At 65.9% G+C, this 23,241-nt stretch carries 20 protein-coding genes; 8 read left to right on the top strand and 12 right to left on the bottom strand.

Translation table 11 applies throughout. The features are described 5' to 3' along the window. Nucleotides 1-5: 5 nt before the first annotated feature. The 7 genes from rseP to lpxB all read left to right on the top strand — a co-directional run bounded on the left by rseP (nucleotide 6) and on the right by lpxB (nucleotide 8,553). The gene (gene rseP / locus AC1DR6_RS02000) at nucleotides 6-1,154 is read left to right on the top strand and encodes an RIP metalloprotease RseP (RefSeq protein ID WP_476827497.1); all 1,149 of its coding nucleotides are present in this window, start codon (nucleotides 6-8) and stop codon (nucleotides 1,152-1,154) included. Between the two features lie 210 nt (nucleotides 1,155-1,364). Next, the gene (gene bamA / locus AC1DR6_RS02005; protein ID WP_476827793.1) at nucleotides 1,365-3,884 is read left to right on the top strand and encodes an outer membrane protein assembly factor BamA; all 2,520 of its coding nucleotides are present in this window, start codon (nucleotides 1,365-1,367) and stop codon (nucleotides 3,882-3,884) included. Nucleotides 3,885-3,918: 34 nt separating this feature from the next. Continuing rightward, nucleotides 3,919-4,980 carry a UDP-3-O-(3-hydroxymyristoyl)glucosamine N-acyltransferase gene (lpxD, locus tag AC1DR6_RS02010; RefSeq protein ID WP_476827498.1) on the top strand — a complete coding sequence of 354 codons (1,062 nt, stop codon included), beginning with the start codon at nucleotides 3,919-3,921 and terminating at the stop codon, nucleotides 4,978-4,980. Between the two features lie 167 nt (nucleotides 4,981-5,147). After that, a complete protein-coding gene (gene fabZ, locus AC1DR6_RS02015; protein WP_476827794.1) occupies nucleotides 5,148-5,606 on the top strand; it encodes a 3-hydroxyacyl-ACP dehydratase FabZ in 459 nt (152 codons plus the stop codon). A 90-nt stretch (nucleotides 5,607-5,696) separates the two neighbouring features. Continuing rightward, the gene (gene lpxA / locus AC1DR6_RS02020; RefSeq protein WP_476827499.1) at nucleotides 5,697-6,506 is read left to right on the top strand and encodes an acyl-ACP--UDP-N-acetylglucosamine O-acyltransferase; all 810 of its coding nucleotides are present in this window, start codon (nucleotides 5,697-5,699) and stop codon (nucleotides 6,504-6,506) included. A 26-nt stretch (nucleotides 6,507-6,532) separates the two neighbouring features. Next, nucleotides 6,533-7,366, top strand: coding sequence for an LpxI family protein (locus tag AC1DR6_RS02025; RefSeq protein WP_476827500.1), 834 nt, complete (start codon nucleotides 6,533-6,535; stop codon nucleotides 7,364-7,366). Next, entirely contained in the window at nucleotides 7,366-8,553 is a 1,188-nt protein-coding gene (lpxB, locus tag AC1DR6_RS02030) for a lipid-A-disaccharide synthase (RefSeq protein ID WP_476827501.1), read from the top strand. Before AC1DR6_RS02025 ends, lpxB begins: the two co-directional genes overlap by 1 nt. Nucleotides 8,554-8,577: 24 nt before the next feature. On the opposite strand, the gene AC1DR6_RS02035 is transcribed toward lpxB, so the two are convergent. The 3 genes from AC1DR6_RS02035 to gltX all read right to left on the bottom strand — a co-directional run bounded on the left by AC1DR6_RS02035 (nucleotide 8,578) and on the right by gltX (nucleotide 12,724). Continuing rightward, nucleotides 8,578-9,567 (bottom strand): Bug family tripartite tricarboxylate transporter substrate binding protein, encoded by a 990-nt coding sequence (locus AC1DR6_RS02035; RefSeq protein ID WP_476827502.1) that lies wholly within the window; start codon nucleotides 9,565-9,567, stop codon nucleotides 8,578-8,580. A gap of 139 nt (nucleotides 9,568-9,706) precedes the next feature. Continuing rightward, the gene (gene gltA / locus AC1DR6_RS02040; protein ID WP_476827503.1) at nucleotides 9,707-10,996 is read right to left on the bottom strand and encodes a citrate synthase; all 1,290 of its coding nucleotides are present in this window, start codon (nucleotides 10,994-10,996) and stop codon (nucleotides 9,707-9,709) included. 309 nt (nucleotides 10,997-11,305) lie between these two features. Continuing rightward, nucleotides 11,306-12,724, bottom strand: a complete 1,419-nt coding sequence (gene gltX, locus AC1DR6_RS02045) for a glutamate--tRNA ligase (protein WP_476827504.1) — start codon at nucleotides 12,722-12,724, stop codon at nucleotides 11,306-11,308. A gap of 145 nt (nucleotides 12,725-12,869) precedes the next feature. On the opposite strand from gltX, the gene AC1DR6_RS02050 reads away from it, so the two are divergent. Further along, complete coding sequence (locus AC1DR6_RS02050) at nucleotides 12,870-15,119, top strand: ComEC/Rec2 family competence protein (protein WP_476827505.1); 2,250 nt, start codon at nucleotides 12,870-12,872, stop codon at nucleotides 15,117-15,119. 7 nt (nucleotides 15,120-15,126) lie between these two features. Here the strand turns inward: AC1DR6_RS02050 and lexA are convergent, their stop codons facing one another. The 9 genes from lexA to AC1DR6_RS02095 all read right to left on the bottom strand — a co-directional run bounded on the left by lexA (nucleotide 15,127) and on the right by AC1DR6_RS02095 (nucleotide 23,241). Then, a complete protein-coding gene (lexA, locus tag AC1DR6_RS02055) occupies nucleotides 15,127-15,840 on the bottom strand; it encodes a transcriptional repressor LexA (protein ID WP_476827506.1) in 714 nt (237 codons plus the stop codon). A 105-nt stretch (nucleotides 15,841-15,945) separates the two neighbouring features. Beyond that, nucleotides 15,946-17,157, bottom strand: coding sequence for a molybdopterin molybdotransferase MoeA (locus AC1DR6_RS02060; protein WP_476827507.1), 1,212 nt, complete (start codon nucleotides 17,155-17,157; stop codon nucleotides 15,946-15,948). Beyond that, complete coding sequence (moaC, locus tag AC1DR6_RS02065; protein WP_476827508.1) at nucleotides 17,157-17,639, bottom strand: cyclic pyranopterin monophosphate synthase MoaC; 483 nt, start codon at nucleotides 17,637-17,639, stop codon at nucleotides 17,157-17,159. The genes AC1DR6_RS02060 and moaC overlap by 1 nt, the downstream gene beginning before the upstream one ends. Further along, on the bottom strand, nucleotides 17,636-18,448 hold the full coding sequence (gene trpC, locus AC1DR6_RS02070) for an indole-3-glycerol phosphate synthase TrpC (RefSeq protein ID WP_476827509.1): 813 nt from the start codon (nucleotides 18,446-18,448) through the stop codon (nucleotides 17,636-17,638). Before trpC ends, moaC begins: the two co-directional genes overlap by 4 nt. 8 nt (nucleotides 18,449-18,456) lie before the next feature. Beyond that, nucleotides 18,457-19,470, bottom strand: a complete 1,014-nt coding sequence (gene trpD / locus AC1DR6_RS02075) for an anthranilate phosphoribosyltransferase (RefSeq protein WP_476827510.1) — start codon at nucleotides 19,468-19,470, stop codon at nucleotides 18,457-18,459. Between the two features lie 17 nt (nucleotides 19,471-19,487). Next, nucleotides 19,488-20,105, bottom strand: coding sequence for an anthranilate synthase component II (locus AC1DR6_RS02080; RefSeq protein ID WP_476827511.1), 618 nt, complete (start codon nucleotides 20,103-20,105; stop codon nucleotides 19,488-19,490). 102 nt (nucleotides 20,106-20,207) lie between these two features. Next, a complete protein-coding gene (locus AC1DR6_RS02085; RefSeq protein WP_476827512.1) occupies nucleotides 20,208-21,719 on the bottom strand; it encodes a helicase HerA domain-containing protein in 1,512 nt (503 codons plus the stop codon). A 139-nt stretch (nucleotides 21,720-21,858) separates the two neighbouring features. After that, nucleotides 21,859-22,158: a hypothetical protein gene (locus AC1DR6_RS02090; protein ID WP_476827513.1), complete on the bottom strand. Its 300-nt coding sequence runs from the start codon at nucleotides 22,156-22,158 to the stop codon at nucleotides 21,859-21,861. A gap of 66 nt (nucleotides 22,159-22,224) precedes the next feature. Next, complete coding sequence (locus tag AC1DR6_RS02095) at nucleotides 22,225-23,241, bottom strand: AMP-binding protein (RefSeq protein ID WP_476827514.1); 1,017 nt, start codon at nucleotides 23,239-23,241, stop codon at nucleotides 22,225-22,227.

Raw genomic sequence — 23,241 nt, forward strand, 5'->3', positions numbered from 1 at the left:
CTTTCATGGACATTTTGGCATCGCTCGGCAGCGCGGGGCATTTCGTGCTCGGCTATCTGGTGCCGTTTCTGTTCGTGCTGACGCTGGTGGTCTTCGTCCACGAGCTCGGCCATTTCCTGGTCGGGCGCTGGTGCGGCGTCGACGTCAAAACCTTCTCGATCGGCTTCGGGCGCGAGCTTTTCGGTTTCAACGACAGACACGGTACGCGCTGGCGCTTCGCGCTGATTCCGCTCGGCGGCTACGTCAAGTTTTCCGGCGATGCCGATGCCTCGAGCGCACCGGATCAGGATGCCGTCAGCCACATGACGCCGCAGGAGCGCGAGCGCTCGTTCCCGGCGCAGTCGATCGGTGAGCGAGCCGCGATCGTCGTGGCCGGGCCGGTCGCGAACTTCATCCTTGCGATCACGATCTTCGCCGCCTCGGCATTTCTGTTCGGCAAGCCGGTGCTGACCCCACGGGTCGATTCTCTGGTGGCCGGCAGTGCGGCCGAGCAGGCGGGGTTAAAGCCGGGCGATCTGGTGATCGCCATCGGCGGGCAGGACATCCACAGCTTCTCCGACATGCAGCGCATCGTCTCGATGCGCCCGGGCGAGCCTCTCGAGGTGACGGTCACCCGCGGTGGCAGCGCGCTGACGCTGCCGGTGACGCCTGCGCTGGCGGAAGTCGATTCGCCGATCGGCAAGCAGCGCATCGGCGTCATCGGGGTCAGGGCCTCGTCGCGTGCCGAGGACTGGACGACGCAGAGGTTTGGCCTGGCCGATTCCCTGAAACAGGGCGTGACCGAGAGCTGGTTCATCATCTCTCAGACCTATGATTACATTTCCCGCGTCGTGCAGGGGCGCGCCTCGACCGATCAGCTGTCCGGGCCGATCCGGATCGCGCAGGTCTCGGGCGCCGTCGCGTCCAATGCGGGGCTCCTCGGGCTGATCAACCTGGCGGCGGTCCTGTCTGTCTCGATCGGGCTGATGAACCTGCTGCCCGTGCCGATGCTCGATGGCGGCCATCTGATGTTCTACCTCTATGAAGCCCTGCGGGGCCGGCCGCTCAGCCCGCGGGCGCAGGAGATCGGTTTCAGGCTCGGCCTCGCGCTTGTCCTGATGCTGATGCTGTTCGTCACGTGGAACGATCTGGTTCACGTCAAGGGACTGCTCTAAGGCTCTGCCGGACGAGCGTTTCGTCGTGGTGAACGCCCGATCCGTGGCCTCCCGGCCACGAGATCCCTAAAAATACTTTGTTAACGATGATGGTGGTTTGCACCCGTCGGGAAACTTTGTAGAAGCAATCGCACTGCAAATGTCCCGTACTGCCGTCTGCCGATGGTGGTCCCCTTACGGGGTGGTGACCAGATAAATGGAATAGGCGACCTGATGACGTCGACCCAAAAGAGCCGGACGACCAAGGCGCGGCTCTCTCGATCGATCGGACTTTCGGCTCTGATTTTGGCCGTGAGTGGTGGCGTGGCGTTTGCGCAGGCCGTTGTGGTCCGCGGCAACCAGCGCGTCGATGCAGAAACGATCCGCTCCTACGCCCAGGGCCGCGACAATCCGCAGGAGATTCGCGAGAGCCTCCTTGCGACCGGGCTGTTCAGCAGCGTTCAGGTTAATCGCAGCGGCGGTCAGTACGTTATCGCCGTGCGCGAGCAGGGCGGTGCGGTCAATCGCGTTGCCTTCGAAGGCAACAAGCGCCTCAAGAGCGACCAGCTTGCCCCCATCGTGCAGTCGAAGGTCGGCGGACCTCTGAGTCAGGCGCTGATCAACTCCGACGCCGAGCGGATCAAGGAAGCCTATCGCCGGAGCGGGTACGGCCTGTCGTCGGTTTCCGGCCGCGTCGTGACGCTGGCGAATGGCCGCGAGGACGTGGTCTTCACGATCAACGAGAGCGGCAAGACCGGCATCAAGCAGATCAATTTCACCGGCAACACGATCTATTCGTCGGGGCGCCTGCGCGGGCTGATGCAGTCGACCGAGTCGAACTTCCTGAGCTGGATCAAGACCTCCGACGTCTATGATCCCGACCGGATCAACTCCGACCTCGACCTGATCCGTCGCTTCTACCTGAAGAACGGCTATGCCGACTTCCAGATCGTCAACGAAACCGCGCGTTTCGACGATGCGATCGGCGGCTGGGTGGTCGATATCTCTGTGACGGAAGGCCCGCAGTACCGGGTCGGCAACGTCGCGGTCGATTCTTCCGTGCGCGACATCGACGGCCCGCGCTTGCAGCGTTATGTGGCGACGTCCACCGGCGATACCTACAACGCCGAGGCGGTGGAGAAGTCTCTTGTCGCTCTGACGACCGAAGTGGCTCGCGAAGGTCATCCTTTCGCGCAGGTTCGTCCGCGTGGCGACCGTGATGCCGCCGGCAACCTGATCGGCATCACCTACGTCATCGACGAGGGCCCGCGGGTTTATGTCGAGCGCATCAATGTGCGCGGCAACACCCGTACCCGTGACTATGTCGTCCGCCGCGAGCTCGATCTCGGCGAGGGCGATGCTTACAACAAGGTGATGGTTGACCGCGCCGAGCGTCGGCTCAACAACCTCGGCTTCTTCCAGAAGGTTCGCATCACCAACGAGCCGGGCTCCGCTCCCGACCGCGTCGTGGTCAACATCGATGTCGAGGACAAGGCGACCGGTTCGTTCTCGGTCGCGGGTGGCTATTCCACGTCAGACGGCATCATCGGCGAGGTCTCGCTGTCGGAGTCGAACTTCCTCGGCCGTGGCCAGTTCGTTCGCATCGCCGGCACGCTCGGCCAGAAGACGCAGGGCGTCGATTTCTCCTTCACCGAGCCTTACTTCCTGGGCTATCGCGTGGCGGCAGGCATCGACCTGTTCTCGAAGTACAACGACAACTACACCACCGGCCGTTTCTCGAGCCGTGTGACGGGCGGTCAGCTGCGCTTCACTTTCCCGATCACCGAAGAATTCTCGATCACGCCGCGCTATTCGATCTACACGACCGAGATCAAGATCCCGAATACCGCCGATCGGCCCTATAACGATTGTAGCTCCCCGTTCCCCGGCATCACCCCGGGCACACCCGGTGCGATCAATTCCGACCAGATCTATAACTGCGTGACCAACGGCGAAGCCTCGGTGGCGGTGAAGGAAGCGCAGGGCTCGACGCTGACGTCGCTGGTCGGCCTGAACTTCAACTATAACTCGCTCGATAACGTCCAGAACCCGCGCAACGGCTTCATCGCCGAGCTGAAGCCTGAATTCGCCGGTCTCGGTGGCGACTCCAAGTTCCTGCGCGTCGCTGCAGACGCCCGGTACTATCGCGAGATCTTCGACGATGTAGTGGGCTTCCTGCGGGTTCAGGGTGGCCATGTCGAAGCCACCAGCGGTAATCTGCGCATGGCGGACCATTACTTCCTCGGACCGACACTCGTTCGCGGCTTCGCGCCGTCGGGTATCGGCCCGCGCGACGTGCTCAGCGATCCGACGGCGAACGCGCTCGGCGGCACCAGCTATTTCGGCGGTACGGCGGAGATCCAGTTCCCGATCTTCGGCCTGCCGCGCGATCTGGGGCTTCGTGGTGCGATCTTTGCCGATGCCGGTACGCTCTTCAGCTATGATGGCGGCTCGGCTTCGAACTTCGGCAGCTGCCCTGCGGGTTCGGCGCCACGGCAGTTCAATGTCGCCACCGGCGGCGGCATTTACGGCCAGAGCAATATCGCCTGCGTGCGCGACAAGAACATCCTGCGCTCGTCGGTCGGCGCCTCGATACTGTGGCAATCGCCGCTTGGTCCGATCCGCTTCGACTACGCTTACGCGCTGACCAAGGATGACGGTCAGTGGGGTGTCGGTCCGACCGGCCTCGTCGGCAAGTATGGCGGCGACCGCCTGCAGGCTTTCCGCTTCTCCGGCGGCACGCGCTTCTGACGAAACGGGGCTCGCGCCCCGTCTCGGTTTCCTCATGACAGAACCTGTTTTCTTTCCGTTTGCGACCTCGCTGAGCCTCAGTGAGGTCGCAAACATGTCCGGCGCCACGCTTCCCGAGGGCGCAGATGCTGCGCGCGTCGTCTCGGGCGCGGCTGCCCTGGAGATGGCCGGCCCCGGCGATCTCGCTTATATGGACAACCCGAAATATGTCGCCGCGCTTTCGGCGACGAAGGCGGGGTTTGTCCTGGTCTCGTCGCGTTTCGCAGATCGCGCTCCGCCGTCGGCTGTCATCCTCGTTACCGCGACGCCCTATCATGCGTTTTCGCGCGTCCTTACGTGCTTTTTCCCGAGTGCTCTACGGCCGGAATCGGTCTTTGGCGCGCAAGGTGTCGCGCCGGGCGCTGTGGTTCATGCCACCGCGGTACTCGAACAGGGCGTCACCGTGGATCCCGGAGCCGTCATCGGCCCAGGGGCGGAGATCGGCGCCGGGACCGTCATCGCATCCAATGCGATCATCGGACCGCAGGTGCGGATCGGGCGCAACTGTTCGATCGGCGCCGGGAGCACGATCCAGGCCTCGCTGATCGGCAACCGCGTGATCGTGCATCCCGGCGCGCGTATCGGGCAGGATGGCTTCGGCTTCGCGATGAGCCCCAAGGGCCATATGAAGGTTCCACAGATCGGCCGCGTGATCGTGCAGGACGATGTCGAGATCGGCGCCAATAGCTGCATCGATCGCGGTGCCAGCCGCGACACCGTCATCGGCGAGGGCACAAAAATCGATAACCTCGTCCAGATCGGCCATAACTGCGTCATCGGGCGTCATTGCGTCATCTGCGCGCAAGTCGGCATGGCGGGCTCCACGACACTCGAGGATTTCGCGGTCCTGGGTGGGCAGGTCGGGCTTGCGGGGCACCTGACGATCGGCGCGGGCGCGCAGATCGCAGCGCAGAGCGGCGTCGCAGGCGATGTGCCGCGCGGCTCCCGTTACGGCGGCTACCCGGCGCAGCCGGCGCTGAGCTGGGCTCGTGAAAGCGCCTGGCTCAAGGCGGCGGTCAGCCGGCGAGGGCGCAAGGACGAACCGCCAAAGGCCTGATGCCTGCAGGCCGGCATCGGCCCACAGGCCAAATTTCTGTTGCCCGATCGGCTCGCTTTCCGGCAAACGATCAAGGCAAAATGGGGGCTGGCGGTATCTTTGGTACCGGATGCCGCGAACGAGCACCGGCGCCGCAAGATCGCCGGAGCGGCTGGAGAACGAGTGCGATGAGCGAGCCGACGACCACATTGGATGTCATCGACATCCAGAAAATTATGACGTGCATCCCGCATCGTTATCCGTTCCTGCTCGTCGACCGCGTGGTCGAGATCAATGGCGATGAATCGGGCGTCGGCATCAAGAACGTCACAGCCAACGAACCGCAATTCACCGGTCACTTTCCTGGCCGACCGGTTTTTCCGGGCGTCTTGATGATCGAGGGCATGGCGCAGACAGCCGGCGTGCTCGTCGTCAATGCCCGTGGTCCAGCCGAGGAAAAAGTCAGTACGGTCCTATTCACCACCATCGACAAGGCGAAGTTCCGCAAGCCGGTAACGCCAGGTGATCAGGTCCGCTTCCATTTGGTCAAGAAGGCGCGGCGCCGGAATATCTGGTTCTATCGCGGGGAAGCACGTGTCGATGGCGTGCTCGTGGCCGAGGCCGAAATCTCCGCGATGGTGTCCTGAGCGATCAGGCTCTCCTATGACGAGCCAGCAGCGGAAACGGCATGCCGCGCGGCTCCGGATGAAACGCCGGACAGGATCAACGAACGCGCCATGAGCGTCTCCATTCATCCCATGTCGATCGTCGACCCCAAGGCGCAACTTGCCGATGGGGTGATTATCGGCCCATTCTGCACGGTCGGCGCGGACGTCGTACTTGGCGAGGGCGTCGAGCTGGTCAGCCATGTCGTCGTCGCCGGCCGAACGAACATCGGCGCGCGCACATCGATCTATCCCTTCGCCTCGATAGGGCACCCTCCGCAGGATGTGAAATACCGCGGCGAGCCGTCGACGCTGACCATCGGCGTCGATTGCAAGATCCGGGAAGGTGTCACGATGAACCCCGGCACCGAAGGTGGCGGCATGGCGACGGTGGTCGGAGATCGCTGCTTCTTTCTCGCCGGCTCGCATGTCGGGCATGACAGCCGGCTGGGCAACAACATCATCTTCTCGAACAATGTGATGTGCGCGGGCCACGTCTCGATCGGCAATTTTGCCATCCTGGGCGGCGGCTGCGGCATTCAGCAGTTCGTCCGCATCGGCGACCATGCCTTTGTCGGCGGGGGCGCCGGAGTCCTGACCGACGTCATCCCGTTCGGCGCGGTGCGCGACAATCCCGCTCACCTGGCCGGGCTGAACCTGATCGGCCTCAAGCGGCGCGGATTCACGCGCGAGCAGATCCATGAACTGCGTCGCGCCTACCGCTCCCTTTTTGCCGACGAAGGCACGCTTGCGGAACGCGTCGAGGACGTTGCGACCGAATTCGCCAATCATCCCCTGATCCATGAAATCCTCGATTTCATCCGCGCGGGCGGCGATAGGGGTATAGTCACACCTCGCGACGTGTCGCTCGTCGACCGGTGATACCGCTGGCCGATAGCGCGGCCGGCTTGCAAGGACCGCTCGGCCTGATCGCAGGCGGCGGCACTTATCCGCCGGCTCTGGCGAAGATCGTGACGGCGCGGGGCGGAACTATTTTCGTCGCCGCGATCGAGGGCGTCGCAGACCCATCCGCCTATGGCCATGCGCTTCTCAAGATGTACCGTCTTGGCCAGCTCGGCAGCCTGCTCGAGGATTTGCGGCGCCGCGGCATCGCCGATCTTGTCATGCTCGGCGGCTTGCCACGGCCCAGCTTCGGATCGCTGCGGCCGGAACTCGCGACGCTGCGTTATATGCCGTATTTCGCGAAGGCGTTTCGGGGCGGAGACGACCACCTGTTGAGCGGGGTCGTCAGGTTCTTCGAGGAGCAGGGATTTCGGGTTCATGGCCCGGCCGAGATCGCGCCTGAGCTTACGATGCCCGCAGGCCCGCTTGGGCGGCGCCAGGCGTCCGAGGCGCAGCAGGCCGTGCTGAAACGCGGCTTTGCGCTGATCGAAGCCATGTCGCCTTTCGATGTCGGCCAGGCAGCGGTGCTCGCCGATCATCGGATCGTGGCGATCGAGGCGGCTGAGGGCACTGACGCGATGATCGCGCGTGTCGGGGACCTCGTCGCGCGTAGGCGGCTGAAGCTTGCCGAGGGCGATGGCGTGCTGGTCAAGGCCCCCAAGGCCGGACAGGATCTGCGCGTCGACATGCCGGCGATCGGCCCGCAAACGCTGCATAACATCAAGGCCGCCGGGCTCGCAGGCGTCGGCGCCAAGGCCGGGCAGGTGCTGGTCGGCGATCGCCTGGCGCTGGGCCGCCTCGCCGATGAACTCGGTCTGTTCGTGGAGGGGATGATCTGATGCGTCCTTTCCGGCTCGCGATCATCGCAGGCGAGGCCTCCGGAGACGCGTTGGCCCTGCGCTTCCTGACCGGTCTGCGCGAGCGTCTCGGAGACCGCGAGATCGAACTCTGCGGCGTCGGCGATCACGGCCTGCCTGAGGCCGGGCTCAAGGCGCTCTTTCCGCAGGCCGATATCGCGGTGATGGGATTCGGCCCCGTCATCGCCCGGCTTCCGCTTCTGTTACGGCGGATGGAGGACGCGGCGCGTGGGGTTGTCGCCTTCGAGCCCGACTTGCTCCTGACCATCGACAGCCCGGATTTTTGCCTTCGCGTGGCGAAAAAGGTGCGGGCGCGCGCGCCTTCGATCCCGATCGTGCATTGGGTCTGCCCTAGTGTCTGGGCCTGGCGCTCCGGCCGCGCCCCTCGCATGAGGCCGCATATCGATCGGATCCTTGCACTGTTGCCGTTCGAGCCGGAGGCGCTGGCGCGGTTGCAAGGGCCCGATACGGTCTATGTCGGCCATCCGCTGATGGAGCGGCTTGCCGAGCTGCGGCCGAATGCCATCGAGCAGCACCAGCGCGACGATGCGACCCGCCCGCTCGTGCTTGTCCTGCCGGGGAGCCGCCGGTCCGAGATCCAGCATCTGCTGCCCGTCTTCGGGGAGACGGTCGCCAAGGTCGCGGGATCGATGCCGGGCGCACGTTTCGTTCTGCCGGCGGTGGCGCGACTGCAGCCCATGATCGCCGAAGCGACTGCCCATTGGCCGGTCAAGCCCGAGATCGTCACCGGGGAGGCCGCCAAGCTCGCGGCCTTCCGCAGTGCCAGGGCGGCGCTCGCCGCTTCCGGCACGGTCACGCTTGAACTCGCCCTCTCGCAGGTTGCGACCGTCGCGGCCTATCGGGGCGCGGCTTGGGAAGCGGCGCTCGCTCGTCGCCTGGTGAAACTGCCGAGCGTGATCCTGCCCAATCTGATCCTCGGCCGGAACATCGTGCCGGAGTTTATTCAGGAGGAAGCGACGCCGGAGACACTGAGCCGGCATCTGCTCGCTGTGCTCGCGGACGGCCCCGCCCGCGACTTACAACTTTCCGGCTTCGCGGATGTCGAGGCGATCATGCGCTCGGCAGGTCCGAGCCCCGCCGCCAACGCGGTCTCCGCCGCGCTGGCGTCTGTCGAACACAAGAGCGGCCGGCCGGTCGTGTCGCTTTAGCCGGTGCATTTTTTGATGCCGCGGTCACTCCACCACGGCGCCGGAGGCCTTGGCGATCGGGGCCCATTTGGCCAGTTCGATCTTGACGTGTTCACCAAGCTGGGCCGGCGTCGACCCGACGATGTCGGCGCTGACGTCATTGAGCCGCTTCTTGACGGTCTCGTCTTTCAGCGCGGCGTTGGCCGCCTCGTTGAGCTTGGCAACGATGGCGTCCGGCATCTTGCCCGGTCCGAAAAGCGCGTTCCAAGTATAGGTTTCGTAGCCGGTCAGGCCGCTTTCGGCGATCGTCGGGATATCCGGGAAAGAGCTGACGCGCTCCTTGGTGGTGACGGCGATCGCGCGCAGTTGCCCGCTCCGGATGAAGCCGGCGGAGGAGGGCAGGTTGTCGAACATGATCGGCACCGTGCCGGCGACGACATCGTTCAGCGCCGGACCCGCTCCGCGATAGGGCACATGGGCCATCTGGACCCCGGCCATCGTCTTGAAGAGTTCTCCGGAAAGATGAAGCGGGGTGCCGACTCCAGAGGAGGCGTAGGCGTATTTCTCCGGGTTGGCCTTGAGGACGGCGATGACCTCCCGGACCGTTTTCGCTGGAAAATTCGGATTGACGACCATCACGTTCGGCACGATCGCCAGAAGCGAAATGGGTGTGAAATCCTTCACCGCGTCGAATGTCACGGTCTTCAGGATCGCAGGATTCAGGGCGTGCGTCGAAATCGTGCCGAGCAGCAGGGTGTAACCATCGGGAGCGGCGCGCGCGACGGCGGTCGAGCCAACATTGCCGCCGGCGCCGGCACGGTTCTCGATCACGACGTTCTGGCCGAGCAGCTCGGCCATCTTCTGACCGACCAGCCGGGCAACGATATCGGTCGAGCCGCCCGCTGCGAAGGGCACGACGATGGTGACGGGGCGCGTCGGGAAGGCGGCTTGCGCCGAGGCACCGCTTCCGCCCAATGCGACGGCACCAGCGCCGAGCAGAAATGCACGGCGGTCGAGACAATCATGAGCGGTCATCGATGCGTTCTCCCTTTTGAAGAACGAATGTAGAGCCTTCGCCCGCCTCGTCATCCCCCCGGAAAGTATCAATGCCCGGAAACAATAAAGGCGCGGTCCTGAGACCGTGCCTTTGAATTTCCGTCGTGAACGCTTGTGTTCAGCGGCGGCCGATCGGCGTGTAGTCACGCTTGGGCGCGCCGGTATAGAGCTGGCGCGGGCGGCCGATCTTCTGGGACGGGTCCTCGATCATTTCCTTCCACTGCGCGATCCAGCCGACCGTGCGGGCAAGCGTGAACAGCACCGTGAACATCGAGGTCGGGAAGCCCATCGCCTTCAGGGTGATGCCCGAATAGAAGTCGATGTTCGGATAGAGCTTCTTCTCGATGAAATACTCGTCCGACAGCGCGATGCGCTCCAGCTCGATCGCAACGTCGAGCAGCGGATCGTCCTTGATGCCGAGCTCGTTCAGCACCTCATGCGTGGTTTTCTGCATGATCTTGGCGCGCGGATCGTAGTTCTTATAGACGCGGTGGCCGAAACCCATCAGGCGGAACGGATCGTTCTTGTCCTTCGCCTTGGCGATATATTTCGGGATGTTCTCGACCGAGCCGATCTCTTCCAGCATCTTCAGCGCGGCTTCGTTGGCGCCGCCATGAGCAGGGCCCCACAGGCAGGCGGTGCCGGCGGCGATGCAAGCAAACGGGTTGGCGCCCGACGAACCGGCGAGGCGCACGGTCGAGGTCGAGGCGTTCTGCTCGTGGTCGGCATGCAGGATGAAGATGCGGTCAAGCGCACGCGACAGCACCGGATTGACCTTGTACTCCTCGGCCGGGACCGCGAAGCACATGCGCAGGAAGTTGGACGTGTAGTCCAGCGCGTTCTCCGGATACACGAAGGGCTGGCCGATCGTGTACTTGTAGGCCATGGCGGCCAGCGTCGGCACCTTTGCGACCATGCGCATCGAGGCGATCATGCGCTGATACGGGTCCGAGATGTCGGTCGAGTCGTGGTAGAAGGCCGAGAGCGCGCCGATCGAGGCGACCATGATCGCCATCGGGTGCGCATCGCGGCGGAAGCCGTGGAAAAAGCGCGCCATCTGCTCATGCACCATGGTGTGGCGCGTGACGCGGTAGTCGAAATCGGCCTTCTGGGCGGCCGTCGGCAAATCGCCTTCGAGCAGCAGATAGCAGGTCTCGAGGAAGTCGCCGTGCTCGGCGAGCTGCTCGATCGGATAGCCGCGATAAAGCAGCACGCCGGCGTCGCCGTCGATATAGGTGATCTGCGACTCGCAGCTCGCCGTCGAGGTGAAGCCGGGATCGTAAGTAAACATGCCCGTCTGGGCGTAAAGCTTGCCGATGTCGATGACGGACGGACCGATCGACCCCTGCTTGATCGCCATGTCGACGTTCTTGTCGCCGACTTGGAGCTTGCTGGTGTTTTCGCTCATCGATACCGATCCTTTCAAGGCTCGCTGCTGTTCGGCAGTGGCTGGTGCAGCTCGTCCGCGCGATGGCGCGGAACGCTCCTCATCCGAACGGCCTGACGTGACGGGAACATGTCGGCGGGTCGAGGCGAATGCGGTCCATGCAACTGATTTACAAGCAATTTTCGTGCCTTTGCGTCGTGTTGCGGCGCAACGCACTTTGGCGTCACTAGACCATTTGCACGGCGCATTCAACCGAGCCGAAAGGCGGTTCGTTCCGCGTCCGTATCATGACGGACGGCAGGCGATGTATGCCGGCGCCGCCCGACGATTTCAGACCTGATCGCCGAGGCGCGCCAGGCTCTCCTCGCGGCCGAGAACGGCCATGACATCGAACAGCCCCGGCGACATGGCTCGGCCCGTCAATGCCGCGCGCAGGGGCTGGGCAGCCTGACCCAGCTTGAGCCCATTTGCTTCGGCGAAGGCGCGCACCGCGGCCTCCAGCGGCGCCGGCGACCAGTCGTTGACGGCTTCGAGCGCCTGGGCCAGCCCCGGCAGCCGCGCCCGGGCACTGGCGTCCAGCAGACCCTTGGCCTTGTCGTCGAGCTGCAGCGGGCGCTGGGCATAGAGATAGAATGCGCTGTCGAGGAGTTCGATCAGGGTTTTCGCGCGCTCCTTGAGACCTGGCATCGCAGCGAGGAATTTCGCCTCCAGCTCCGGCGAAAGCGTGGCACCGATGCCGCGTGCCGGCCCGATCTGGGGCAGGATGACCTTCAACGCGTCGAGCAATTCGGCATCGCTGGACTGCCGCATGTAGAGGCCGTTGAGATTTTCCAGCTTGGCGTAGTCGAAACGCGCCGGCGAGCGGCCGATCGAGGAGAGGTTAAAGGCGTCGATCATCTCCTGCGTCGAGAATGTCTCCTGGTCGCCATGGCTCCAGCCCAGGCGCACCAGGTAGTTGCGCAGCGCGGCGGGCAGATATCCCATCGAGCGATAGGCATCGACGCCGAGCGCGCCATGGCGCTTCGAGAGCTTCGCGCCGTCGGCGCCGTGGATCAGCGGGATATGAGACATGCTCGGCACCGACCAGCCAAGTGCATCGTAGATCTGAGTCTGGCGAGCGGCATTGGTCAGATGGTCGTCACCGCGGATGACATGGGTCACGCCCATATCATGGTCGTCGACCACCACCGCGAGCATGTAGGTGGGCGTTCCGTCGGAGCGCAGCAACACGAGATCGTCGAGGTTCTCGTTTTGCCAGACAACCCGGCCCTGAACCTCGTCGTTCACGACCGTCTCCCCGGTCTGTGGCGCCTTCAGGCGGATCACCGGCTTGACGCCGGCAGGCGCCTCGGATGGGTCGCGATCGCGCCAGCGGCCGTCATAGCGCAGCGGCTTGCCCTCGGCGCGGGCCTTTTCCCGCATCTCCTCGAGCTCGGCCTGCGAGGCATAGCAATGATAGGCGTTGCCGGCGGCGAGCATCTGCTCGGCCACCTCGCGGTGCCGCTGCGCGCGCGAAAACTGATAGACCGTGTCGCCGTCCCAATCGAGGCCGAGCCAGCTCAGCCCATCGAGAATCGCGGCGATCGCGGCGTCCGTGGACCGTTCCCGATCGGTGTCCTCGATGCGCAGCAGCATCTTGCCGCCGTGGCGGCGGGCATAGAGCCAGTTGAACAGCGCGGTGCGCCCCCCGCCGATATGCAGGAATCCGGTAGGTGAGGGCGCAAAGCGCGTGACGACGGCGTTGCTCATGAAAGCGGCTCCGGCCGGGCGGAAACATCAGCCCGAGGCGAGGAAGGGAAAAGGCCAAGTCGCGCATGACAACCGGCGCGCGCCCTGTAACATGGCTTCGCCGGGGGGTTAAGGCCTCAATCGTGCCGGCGGAAAGGGGAAGGCGATGCAATCGGCACCGCCCGGTCGCGCGAAGCTGATCGCCGCCGCCTTGCCGGTTCGGCTGCTGCCGCCTTTCGTGGTCGGCGGCGGCTCGCTGATCGCCGACTTCCGGCGCGGGTTGATGAATGCGCTGGCGCTGGAGGCCGAGCGCCGTCGACTTTTCCTCTGGCTGCCGGTTGCGATGGGCATCGGCGTGCTGCTGTATTTTTCGGCCGACAGCGAACCTTCGTTCTGGGCGCCGGCGCTTGGCTTCGGGCTGGCCGCGACCCTGGCGGGATTGCTGCGGGCGCGACCGCTGCCTTCTGGCGCCTGCATCGCCTTTGCTGCGGTCTTTGCCGGCTTCGGTGCGGGAGTCTGGCGCACGGCTGATATCGCCACGCCGATGCTGGAGCGGCCGCGCGTCGCGAAGCTGACCGGCTTCGTGGAAAGCGTCGAGGCGCGGGATGTCGGCGCGCGCCTGGTTTTGCTCGTCACCGACATTGCGGGGCTTGCGCCCGAGCAGCGGCCCAAGCGCGTGCGCGTCAACATCCGCAGCGGGACGGTGTCGCCCGGCGACCATATCCTTGCGACCGTGCGCCTGTTGCCGCCGCCTGGGCCGGCACGGGCCGGCGGCTATGATTTCGGCCGCGATGCGTTCTTCAAAGGGATCGGCGGGGTCGGCAGCATCGCCGGCAAGATCGCGCTCACGCCGCCGCCTTCGGCGATACCGCTGCGGCTGGCTTTCGACGCGGCGCTCGATCGCGCGCGCAACGCCCTGACGCAGCGGATCGCCAGTTCCGGAGGCGGGCAGGGCGGGGCGATGGGCGCCGCGCTCGTCACCGGCAAGCGCGGGCTCATCACCGAGGCGACCAATAACGATCTGCGGGCCGCCGGCATCTACCACGTCGTCTCGATCTCGGGCCTCCACATGGTGCTCGCGGCCGGCACGATCTTCTGGCTCGTGCGCGCCCTGATGGCGCTGTCGCAGACGATCGCGCTGGCGTGGCCCGTCAAGAAGATCGCGGCGGTGGCGGCCATGATCGGCGCGACGGCCTATTGCGTTTTCTCAGGCGGCGACGTCGCGACCGAGCGATCCCTGATCATGACGCTGGTGATGCTGGGGGCGATCCTCGTCGATCGCGCGGCGCTCAGCATGCGCAATCTCGCGCTCGCCGCGCTGATCGTGCTCCTGCGCGAACCGGACGCGCTGCTGGGGCCAAGCTTCCAGATGTCCTTCGGCGCCGTCGCCGCGTTGATCGCCTTCGCCGAGCGTTGGGAGCGGCGCGAGCGCTCTAAGCCGCCGCGCGTGCTGCCCTGGCCGCTGGATGCGCTCTGGACGGCGGCGCTCGGCATTCTGGTCACGACGATCCTCGCCACCGCCGCTACCGCGCCGTTCGGAGCCTTCCATTTCCAGACCTTCAATCCCTTCGGGCTGCTCGGCAATGCCATGGCGCTGCCCTTCGTCTCGCTTTGCGTGATGCCGGCCGCCGTCTTCGGCGTCCTGGCTTATCCGTTCGGGCTCGACTGGCCAGCCTGGGCCTTGATGGGCCTGGCCTCCGAGATGGTGCTGAAGGTCGCACACTGGGTCGCCACCATCGACTATTCGACCGTAACCGTCGCCGCATTCGGCCCTGCGGTGTTGCTGAGCTTCGCCATATCCCTGCTCTGGCTCAGCCTTTGGACGACGCGGTTGCGCTGGCTCGGTCTCCTGCCGCTCACATTCGGCGTGGCATTCGCCGCGAAACCCGAACGACCGGAGATCCTGATCGAGCGCGACGGTTCCGGCATCGCCGTACGCGGCGCCGACGGGCGGTTCGCCATCGCAGGCAAGCCCAGCCGCTTCGTTCTTCAGCAATGGCTCGCTGCGGATGGCGACAACCGCTCGCCGGACGACGCCACTTTGCGGAACGGTGTCGTCTGCGACAGTCTGGGCTGCGTCACCCGAACGGCTGAGGGCCGTACCATCTCCTATGCGCGCGATCGCATCGCGATCATCGAGGACTGCCGGCGCGCCGATCTGGTGGTGACGAGCATTCCCTGGAGCGCGCCCTGTGAGGCTACGCTGGTGCACCGCATGGACCTGTCGCGAGACGGGGCCACCTCGCTGTTCAGGCACAGCGAGGGCTGGAGCTTCCGCGCTTCCGAACAGGCGAACACCGAGCGTCCCTGGACACGCCGACGATCCCCAAGTCCGGCAGCGCCCGCCGCCTCACGTCCAGCTCCGGCGCCAGCGCCAGTGGCGGAGCCAGCCGAAGACGCCGACAACGTTCAATAGCCCGCGTTCAATAGCGACGGAGCAAATTGACCAGGCGCCCCTGAATCTTGACGCGGTCGGGGCCGAGTACGCGTGTCTCGTAGGCCGGATTGGCAGCCTCGAGCGCGATCGACGAACCGCGACGGCGCAACCGCTTCAACGTGGCTTCCTCGTCATCGATCAGCGCGACGATGATGTCGCCGTTACTGGCCGTGTCCTGCCGCCGGATGACGACCGTGTCGCCGTCGAGGATGCCGGCCTCGACCATCGAATCACCGCGCACCTCGAGCGCGTAATGCTCGCCGGCACCGAGCATGTCGGGCGGCAGCGAGACGGTATGGCTGGCATTCTGGATCGCCGAAATCGGGGTGCCCGCGGCGATGCGGCCCATGACCGGGATCGCGATCGCGCCTCGGACGTCCTCTTCGGGTGCCGGCGCCATGCGGGGTTTCGCCGCCGCCGTCTGGTTGGACAGGCCGCCCTGCACCACCGCCGGATTGAACCGGCGTGGCTGCGGGCCGCCGGCGCTCTCGGGCATCTTGATGACCTCCAGCGCACGCGCCCGGTTCGGCAACCGCCGAATGAAGCCGCGCTCCTCCAAAGCCATGATCAGGCGATGGATGCCCGATTTGGAGCGCAGATCGAGCGCGTCCTTCATCTCGTCGAAGGAGGGCGGCACGCCGCTCTCGCGCAAACGCTCCTGAATGAAGCGCAGGAGTTCATGTTGCTTGCGTGTCAGCATCGTCCCCGCCAACGAAATGATAGATTCGAAACAAAGCACGAACACCATAGCTGTTCGCTTTGTGTTCCGCAAGCGTGCCTGCAGGGAGACCTCAGATGATGCCGGCTAACGAAGCAGCAGGATCCGGCAGGGATCGCCTTGCTTTGCCGACTCAGCGAGCGCTGGCCTGATCGTCAAGGCGCCGGCACGGGCGAGAGTGCCGAGCATCGACGAATCCTGACGCGCGAACGGCGTCGTCAGCCAGCCCTTTTGAGTTGGCGCGACCTCCGAGCGAACGTAGTCCTCACGTTCATCGTTAGCCGGCATATCACATCCGAGGATAGCAGGGACGCTGCGGTCTCGCGCGGGGTCGGGCATCCCCAGCAGAGCTTCGATCAGCGGCAACACGAAGAGATGCCCGCAGACGATCGAGGATACCGGGTTTCCAGGCAGGCCGACCACCACCATGCGTCCGAGCCGGCCGGTCATCATCGGCTTGCCCGGCCGCATGGCGATCTTCCAGAAACCGAGCTGCATGCCGGCGCGCGTCAGCGCCTCCTGCACGAGGTCGTGGGCGCCGACGGATGCGCCTCCCAGGGTGATGAGAACGTCCGCGTCGGCCTCTCGCGCGGCCGCAATCCGGGCCGCGAGATCGGTGTGATTGTCACGGCCTATGCCAAGGTCGAAGGCTTCACCGCCTGCTTTCTCGACCAGCGCCATGAGCGCAAAGGAGTTGGAGGCGACGATCTGATCGGGCCCGACGGTATCGCCCGGCGCGACGAGTTCGTCTCCGGTCGCGAGGATCGCGACGCGCGGCTTGCGACGAACCGGGAGGGCAGGGTGGCCCATCGCCGCGGCAAGCCCGAGCGCGGCGCTGTCGAGCACGCGCCCGGACTTCAACAACACGTCGCCCTCGCTGAAATCGAGGCCGGCCGGCCGCAGGAACTTGCCTGTCGGGGGTGGTACACGCACGGTGATCGCGTCGGTGCCGACGCCATCGGCATCTTCCTGGATCAGCACGGTATCAGTGCCGTCCGGCATCGGCGCACCCGTGAAGATCCGGACCGCCTGCCCGGTGCCGACCGAGCCTGCCCAGCCGCGCCCGGCGGCGGATTCGCCGACGACTTGGAGCACCTTGCCCTCGGCCATGTCGACGCCCCGCACGGCATAACCGTCCATCGCCGAATTGGGGAAGGGCGGCTGCGTCCGCAGCGCGACGACGTCTTCGGCCAGCACGCGCCAGGCGCAGCGAGCGAGCGGCAACCGCTCCATGTCCGTCGAAGCCGGGACGCTGTCCAGCAGCGCGCGCAGCGCGACGGGAACAGGGGTGAGCGCCATCAGCGCGGACCCGCCTCGAAATCGCCGGAGCGTCCGCCCGATTTATGGACGAGCCGGATGCCTTCTATCCGCATCGACCGGTCGACGGCCTTGACCATGTCGTAGACCGTGAGGCAGGCGACGGAGACCGCGGTCAGCGCTTCCATCTCGACGCCGGTCTGACCGGTCAGCTTGACCTCGGCCCGGACGCGCACGCCCGGCAAATCCTCATCGATTTCAAGCTCGACGGCGATCTTGCTCAGCAGCAAGGGGTGGCAGAGCGGGATCAGCTCGTGGGTGCGCTTGGCCGCCATGATGCCGGCGAGGCGTGCAGTCCCCAGCACGTCGCCCTTCTTGGCGTTCCCGTCCCGCACGATCGCGATTGTTTCCGGCGCCATCACCACGCTGCCTTCCGCAACCGCGACGCGGACCGTCTCGGCCTTGTCGCCGACATCGACCATATGGGCCTGGCCCTGCGCGTCGAGATGGCTGAGGCGGCTCATGCCGCAGTCGCTGGCGACAGGCCGGTCAGCAACTCGGCGGTCGCGGCCGCGACATCGCCTTGCCGCATCAGGCTTTCGCCGACGAGGAAAGCGTTCACCTCGGCCGCGTTCAGCCGGAGGATATCGGCGTGGCTGAAGATGCCGCTCTCGCCGATGACGATGCGATCAGGCGGCACACGCGGCGCTAGCCGCTCGGTCACGGCCAGGTCGACATGGAAGCTGCGCAGGTCGCGGTTATTGATGCCGAGGAGCCGGCTGTCGAGCGTGAGCGCCCGGTCCAGTTCGGCGTCATCGTGGATTTCGACCAGCACATCCATGCCGAGGTCCCGCGCGGTGTCGTTGAGAACATGCGCGGTCGCATCATCGACGCCGGCCATGATGATCAGGATGCAATCGGCGCCCCAGACGCGCGCCTCATAGACCTGATAGGGATCGTAGAGGAAATCCTTGCGGAGCACCGGCAGTCCGCCGGCCTCACGGGCCTGAGCAAGGAATTCCGGCCGACCCTGAAAAGAGGGCGCGTCGGTGAGCACGGAGAGGCAGGCCGCCCCGCCCGCCGCGTAGGCACGCGCCAAAGCGGGCGGGTCGAAATCGGCGCGGATCAGGCCTTTGGAAGGGCTCGCCTTCTTGATCTCGGCGATCAGCGCGGGTTTCCCCGCCGCGATCTTCGCCGCCATGGCGTCGGCAAAGCCACGCGGCTTGCCGGCGGCACGGGCGAGGCGCTCGATCTCAGCCTGGGGAACCGCTGCCTTGGCGGCTGCGATCTCCCGGCGCTTATAGGTCTCGATCTCGGCGAGGATATCGGTCATCGCCGGCCTCACGCGTTCGACGTGGCGACGAGCTTTGCCAGCACGCCTTTGGCCTTACCCGAATCGAGCGCCGCCGTTGCTTGGGCGAAGCCGTCCCTCAAGTCGCTTGCCTTGCCGGCGACGAGCAAGCCGGCGGCGGCGTTGAAGGCGGCGATGTCCCGGAAAGCGGTCTTCTCGCCGTCCAGCACCGCGCGCAGCGCAGCCGCGTTCTGCTCTGGCGTTCCGCCCCGCAGATCCTCGGGCTTTGCCAATGCAAGGCCGACATCGTCAGGGCTGATCGTGAGGGTCTCGATCTTGCCGTTCTCCAGCGAGACGATTCGGGTCGGTCCGGTGGTGGTGATCTCGTCGAGACCATCGGAGCCGTGGGCCGCCCAGACGCGGGTCGAACCGAGCGAGGCCAGCACCTTCACCATGGGCTCCAGCCACGTCTCGGAAAAGGCGCCGATGAGCTGCTTCTTGACGCCGGCGGGATTCGAGAGTGGGCCAAGCAGGTTGAAGATCGTGCGGGTGCCGAGTTCGGTCCGAACCGGCGCGACATGGCGCATCGAGGCATGATGCGTCGGCGCGAACATGAAGCCGACGCCGGCTTCCCGGATGCAACGCTCGGTCGCGGCTGCATCGAGCCCGACCTTGACGCCCAAAGCGGTCAGGACATCGGCGGCCCCCGAGCGGGAGGAGGCGGCGCGGTTGCCGTGCTTGGCGACCGGCACGCCGCATGCGGCGGCGATGATCGCGGCAAGCGTGGAGACGTTGTAGGAGCCGGAGGAATCGCCTCCCGTGCCGACGATGTCGATCGCGTCTGTCGGCGCCCGGACCTTGAGCATCTTGCCGCGCATCGCGCCGACGGCGCCGGCGATCTCGTCGACGCTCTCGCCGCGCACCCGAAGCGCCATCAGGAAGGCTGCCGACTGAGCATTGGTGACCTCTCCGGAGAGAATGGTCTCGAAGGCGTCGCGCGCCTCCTCGCGCGAGAGGCTCGCGCCGGTCGCGACCTTGGCGATGAAGGGTTTGAAGTCGTCCATGGGAACTCTGCGGAAAATCAGACGGTTGGGATCAGGGTGGCAGCGTCATGCTCGCTGCGCCATCGCCGGGCGAGATCGAGAAAATTCCGCAGGATCGTTTCGCCATGCTCCGAGGCGATGCTTTCGGGATGGAACTGGACGCCGCTGACGGGGAGTTCGCGATGAGAGAGCGCCATGATCAACCCGTCTTCCGTCTCGGCCTCGATATCGAAGATGGGCGGGCACGTCGCACGATCGACAACGAGCGAGTGGTAGCGTGTCGCCTGGATCGGGCCGTTGATTCCGCGAAACAGGCCGCGTGACTGATGGCGGATCGGGGACACCTTGCCGTGCATCGGCGACAGGGCGCGCACCACATCGCCGCCGAAAGCCTGTCCCATGGCTTGCAGCCCGAGGCAAACGCCGAAGATCGGCTTGGTGCCGGCGCCCTGCCTGACGAGATCGAGGCAGATCCCCGCCTCGTTGGGGGTGCAGGGCCCCGGTGACAGCACGATCGCCTCATGGTCACCGCTCAGCGCTTCTTCGACCGACAGCGCGTCGTTGCGCCGGACATCGACCTGCGCGCCCAGCCCGCCGATGAGGTGGACGAGGTTCCAGGTGAAGCTGTCGTAATTGTCGATCAGCAGGACGCGCATGGCCTTACCCGTGAATGCGGGTTGAGGTCATGCCGGTCACGAGCGCGATGGTCAAGGTTCGCCGCAAGCGCGCTCGAGGTCGCTCGGCCCCGAAGAGCCGGTTCATCCGCGTGCGCTGCGCGGCAGCCCCGCCGTCCGGGGCAGCGGCAAGCCGGGCGCCGTCTCAACGCCGAGCGTGGGGAGGGCCAGGGTGCGCTGGCCGCGGAAATCGACATGGCAGACGATCAGGCCGCGCTCCTCGATATAGCCGAGCAGCCGACGAGCCCGGCTTGGCGAATGGCTGCCATAGACACGCGCGAGTTCTGCGTCGCCAGGGCAGGGCGCACCCTCGATCGCCGTGCGCGCGATGAAAAGGAACAGGCCTTGCAGATCCTCGGGCAATGCGCCGGAGGCCGCGACCGCAGCCTTCCAGCCTTCGCTTTCGGCGATGCTGTCGCTCACCCCGGCGCGCGCGACCGCGAGCTTGCGGCGAAACTCCTCGAGGCTCAGCTGCGTGCGACCGAGCCGGCGCATCCGACACCGCACGGTGAAATCCTGATAGAGCACCGCGACCTGGCGCGATCGCGCTTCCGGATCGCTGACGAGTTCGCGCAGGATCTCGGCCATGATCGCCTCGCGCTCGGCCGGCTCAAGCTCGATCTCCGGCTCAGGTTCGGGTAGCGCCGCAGGCCGATAGGTCTCTATCTGGCGAAACACGTCGTTGGCCGCCGGGCGTGGCCTTGGGGCAGGCCGCAGAGACCGCTCGGATGGCGCCGGCTCGTCCTCGCCAGGCGTGAAGATTAGGCGTCCGGCCTCGGCGGGTGCCTGTTCCGGCAATGGCATGAGGCCCGGCGCGCCGCCGCGGTCGACCGAACTGACCGGGCCGATCCGAAGAGGCAGCGGCCGCTTCGACAGCGCCGGGCCCAGCGCGACGAACTGCCCGCGCTCCAGGTCACGGAACATCTCGGCCTGGCGCCGGTCCATGCCGAGCAGATCGGCGGCGCGGGCCATGTCGATGTCGAGGAAGGTGCGTCCCATCAGAAAATTGGAGGCTTCGGCCGCGACGTTCTTGGCAAGCTTCGCCAGACGCTGCGTCGCGATGACGCCGGCGAGCCCGCGCTTGCGGCCCCGGCACATCAGGTTGGTCATGGCACCCAGCGAAAGGCGCCGCGCTTCGTCGGAGGCCTCGCCCGCCATCACGGGTGCGAACAGCTGCGCTTCGTCAACCACGATCAGCATCGGGAACCAGAGCGATCGATCGACGTCGAACAGCCCGCCGAGAAAAGCCGCCGTCGCGCGCAACTGCTCGTCGGCTTCCAGGTTTTCGAGATTGAGCACGACGGAGACGCGGTGCTGACGCACGCGAAGGGCGACCCGCTGCAATTCGGCTTCGCCACATTCGCCATCAACGACGACATGCCCGAACTGATCGGCAAGCGAGACGAAATCCCCTTCCGGATCGATGATGGCCTGCTGAACCAGCGGCGCGCTCTGCTCCAGCAGGCGGCGCAGCAGATGCGATTTGCCCGAGCCGGAATTGCCCTGCACCAGCAGCCGCGTCGCCAGCAGCTCGGCGAGATCGATCAGACCGGGCTCGCCCGTCCGTGTCGTTCCCATCTCGATGGCTGTCGTCATGCCTGTCTGTGATCGCTTTATGTCGCCGCCGCATCCTGCGGACGGCGCTTCTAGCACGCCCACACCGGCGCCGGGGACAGGGCTGCCCTGCCTTCCACAGGCAATCGGCTCCGACCGACCACGGGCTGTGATCTGGAAATCAGGGGCTCTTCATCTCGAGGCAGGTGATCACCTGGACATAGCTGGGCGGCCCACCGAGCTTGGCTCCTTCGACGCAGGTATCGCGCTCAGCGAGGGGATATTGCGACCATTTCGCGCCGAGCTGGTCGCGCGCCTTTTCCTCGTCGTCGACACAGGCGCTCGCTGGACGGCCCACGCCGGCGCCGGATTTGCCGACGTCGCGGCAGGATGCGGCGATATCAAAGCGGGGCGGACCATCCGCGACAGGGATGACGGGAGCGGCGGCCAGCGATAGCGACATCAACCCGGCGATGATCATGACGAACACTCCTCGGCGCATCCAAATAGCCCGAACGCTCCGGCCCAACGCCATGTCCGGCCGGCTTCAGCGCTTCACGATGTCGAACTCACTTGCCGATCGCACGAGGAGATCGACGACCGGCAGACCCGGCCGATCGACAGCCGGATAGGACCGCTCGCCACCGCCGCGCTGAACGAAGACGACGCTCGCCAGCGCAGCATGCGCCGCCAATCTGGAATGCGCCAGAGCCGGCTCCATCTCGCCGGGCAAGACGAGATGGACATCGCGTCCACCCTCGATGCAGGCCTGGAGATCGCCGAGGTCGAACAGACCGAGCGGCAGCAGCTCCACGCCGGTCAGCAGCGCCATCGCAGGCCCGCTCGACAGTGCCGCCAGATCGCCGCCGACCAGTGTGGTCACGATGCGGGCCGACAGTTCCGGTTTGAGCAAGCGCGACAGCTCGAGCGCCTTGCTCAGGAGGTCGCGCTCGGAGATCGCGAACGGTCCCGCCATGCTGGCGGCGTCGGCGACCTGAATCGCGCAGCGAGCGGCTCCGTCCGGAAGCGGATGCGAGCCACCGCTTGCCATCAGCGTATCGAGTGGCGCGACCCCATCGGGGATGTCAGGCCCGAAGCCGCCGACGAATCGCGTTCCGAAGACCCGCATCGCCAGATTGCGAAGAACCAGCAGCGGCCTGACAGTTCCGACCCGGCTGACGCCGAGCGCCATCACCGCGCCAGAGGCCTCGATCAGGCGCAGCAGCTCGAGTTCGTTGCCATGGATCGGCAACAGCAGCGGAGACAGTCCCGCGCGCAGGCTCGCCATCAGCGCCACGATCGATTCGGGGCCAAGCGGCGCAAGAATGGCAACGCTGGCGCCGGGTTGGGCCTTGTTGATCGCGAGCAGCCGCGCGAGCCGATCGACCCGCTGGTCGAGCTGGAGGAAGTTCACCGAAGCGGGATTGACGTCGCTCCAGCCACGCCGGCCCGGCGGGTCCCGCAGCGCCGCCTCATAGGCTCGTCCGCGCGTCAGGGCGCCGAGAAGCGTATCGAGATCGAGCCCGTCCAGCAGGGCAGCCGCTTCGTCCTGTTCAGCCCGCAT

It is taken from the genome of Allobosea sp. P5_A5 (assembly GCF_056400625.1).